3 protein-coding genes are annotated in these 2,067 nt (G+C 69.3%); 1 reads left to right on the forward strand and 2 read right to left on the reverse strand.

Going from position 1 to position 2,067, the window contains the following annotated elements; genetic code table 11:
* Window positions 1-46: 46 nt before the first annotated feature.
* Complete coding sequence (locus D472_RS0123530) at window positions 47-967, reverse strand: metallophosphoesterase (protein WP_017606892.1); 921 nt, start codon at window positions 965-967, stop codon at window positions 47-49.
* 97 nt (window positions 968-1,064) lie between these two features.
* Between D472_RS0123530 and D472_RS0123535 the strand changes: the two genes are divergently transcribed.
* The gene (locus D472_RS0123535; protein WP_017606893.1) at window positions 1,065-1,517 is read left to right on the forward strand and encodes a GatB/YqeY domain-containing protein; all 453 of its coding nucleotides are present in this window, start codon (window positions 1,065-1,067) and stop codon (window positions 1,515-1,517) included.
* A gap of 58 nt (window positions 1,518-1,575) precedes the next feature.
* Here D472_RS0123535 and D472_RS26335 read toward each other — a convergent pair.
* The coding region (locus D472_RS26335; protein WP_152448055.1) for a PASTA domain-containing protein at window positions 1,576-2,067 on the reverse strand (492 nt) is incomplete at its 5' end.

Genomic DNA, 2,067 nt, shown 5'->3' on the forward strand with positions numbered 1-2,067 from the left:
GGTCTGGTGATCACCCAGCGAACGCACCCGCATACCCAACAGTCTCTCAGGCGCTCGCGACCAGGTCCAACAGGGACGCCTCGGGGCGGCAGCAGAAGCGCACCGGGGCGTACGGGGACGTCCCCAGACCGCCGGAGACGTGCAGCCACGCGTCCTTGTACTCGTTGAGCCCCCAGGCTCGCCGGCGGTCGATCCCACAGTTGGTCACCAGCGTTCCGTAGAACGGCAGGCACAGCTGGCCACCGTGCGTATGCCCGGCCAGCAAGAGCTGGTAGCCGTCCGCCTCGAATCGGTCCAGGTTGCCGGGCTCGGGTGAGTGCAGCACCCCCAACCGGACGTCGGCGGCGGGGTCGGCCGGCCCCGCGACGTCGTCGTAACGATCCAGCTTGATGTGGGAATCGTGCACCCCGGCCAGGGCCACGTCCAGCTCACCGACCTTCAACGAACCCTTGCGGTTGTTCAGGTCCAACCAGCCCGACGCTGACATCGCCGCGCCCAGCTCACGCCAGGGCAGGTCCGGCACCCGCCGCTTCTTGTAGTCGTCCTTGCTGGTCCGCCACAGGTAACGCGCCGGGTTCTTCAGCTGCGGGGAGAACAGGTCGTTGGACCCGTACACGAAGGCGCCCGGGCGATCCAAGAGCGGCCCGAGCGCGTCGATGAAGGGACCCACCGCCTCCGGGTGCGCCAAGGAGTCACCGGTGTTGATCACCAGGTCGGGCTCATACGCCTCCAACCCGCGGATCCAGTCGATGAGCATCTTTCGACCGGGGGTCAGGTGCGCGTCGGACAGGTGCAGCACGCGCAGGCGCGGGCTCCCCGGAGGCAACAGGGGGAGTTCGTACTCGCGCAGCCGGAACCAGTTGCGTTCGATGACCGAGGCGTATCCCAGTCCGGCCACACCGACCGCGCCCGTGATCGCGGCCGCACGTCCTATTCCGCGCAGGATTCGTCTGTTGGCAGCGCCCATCCCGTCCTCCTTCTACGTCGACCGATCGTCTCAGATCCGCTGTTCCCCCCGCGCGAACCGTTGGTCGGCGGGGGAGCGACAGCCATAGGATCGGGTCATGTCCGAACTCAAAGACCGCCTCAAGTCCGACCTCACCGCCGCCATGAAGGCGCGGGACAAGGTGCGCACCGCCACCCTGCGCATGGTGCTCGCCGCGATCTCCACCGAGGAGGCCGCCGGTGCCACCCAGCGTTTCCTGGACGACGACGAGGTCACCAAGCTTCTGGTCCGTGAGGCCAAGAAGCGCCGCGAGGCCGCCGAGGCGTTCGACCAGGGCGGCCGCGCCGAGGACGCCGCCAACGAGCGCGCCGAGAGCGAGGTCATTTCGGACTACCTGCCCAAGCCTCTCACCGATGAGGAGCTCACTCGGCTCGTCGCCGCCGCGATCGCCGAGACCGGCGCCTCCGGGATGAAGGAGATGGGCAAGGTGATGAAGGTGGTCAACCCCCAGATCGCCGGCCGGGCCGACGGTGCCCGCGTGGCCGCCGAGGTCAAGAGTCAGTTGGCCTAGAACGAGAAAAGGGGGCGCGGGGTGAACCGGTCACCTCGCGCCCCCTTTGCTACCGGGGTCAATCCCGGTCGTCTCGCCAGGGTCCGGGGCTCGCGGGCCGCACGGGATGCCAGTCATCGTCCGACGGCTGCCCATCCGCGCTGTCCCGGCCGGTGCCGTCGCTCAGGAACACGTTGACTGTGGCGCCCTCGGGCAACCGGCTACCGGGGTCCGGGTTGACGGCGGCGACCGAACCGGCGGGCTCGGAGGAGCGCAGCGTCGTGCCGGACACGTTCACCGAGTACCCGGCCGCCTCCAGCTGCGCCACCGCGGCCGACTCCGGCAGGCCGATCACGTTCGGCACCCCGCCGTCGTCACTGGCGGGACTGGCCTCTTCGTCCTCGTCGTCATCGTCGCTTCGCGGAGGACGCGGCTCGGAGGTGGAACCGAACCGGCTCGGCGCGGACGCCAACTGCTCGGTCTTCAGGCCCTCATGGGCACCGCGCATGGTCTCCTGCCAGATCGGCCCGGGGATCGTCGCCCCGTACACGACCGGGAAGTAGCGGCTGGC

Source organism: Nocardiopsis alkaliphila YIM 80379, from assembly GCF_000341005.1.
Classification (GTDB): Bacteria; Actinomycetota; Actinomycetes; order Streptosporangiales; family Streptosporangiaceae; genus Nocardiopsis; species Nocardiopsis alkaliphila.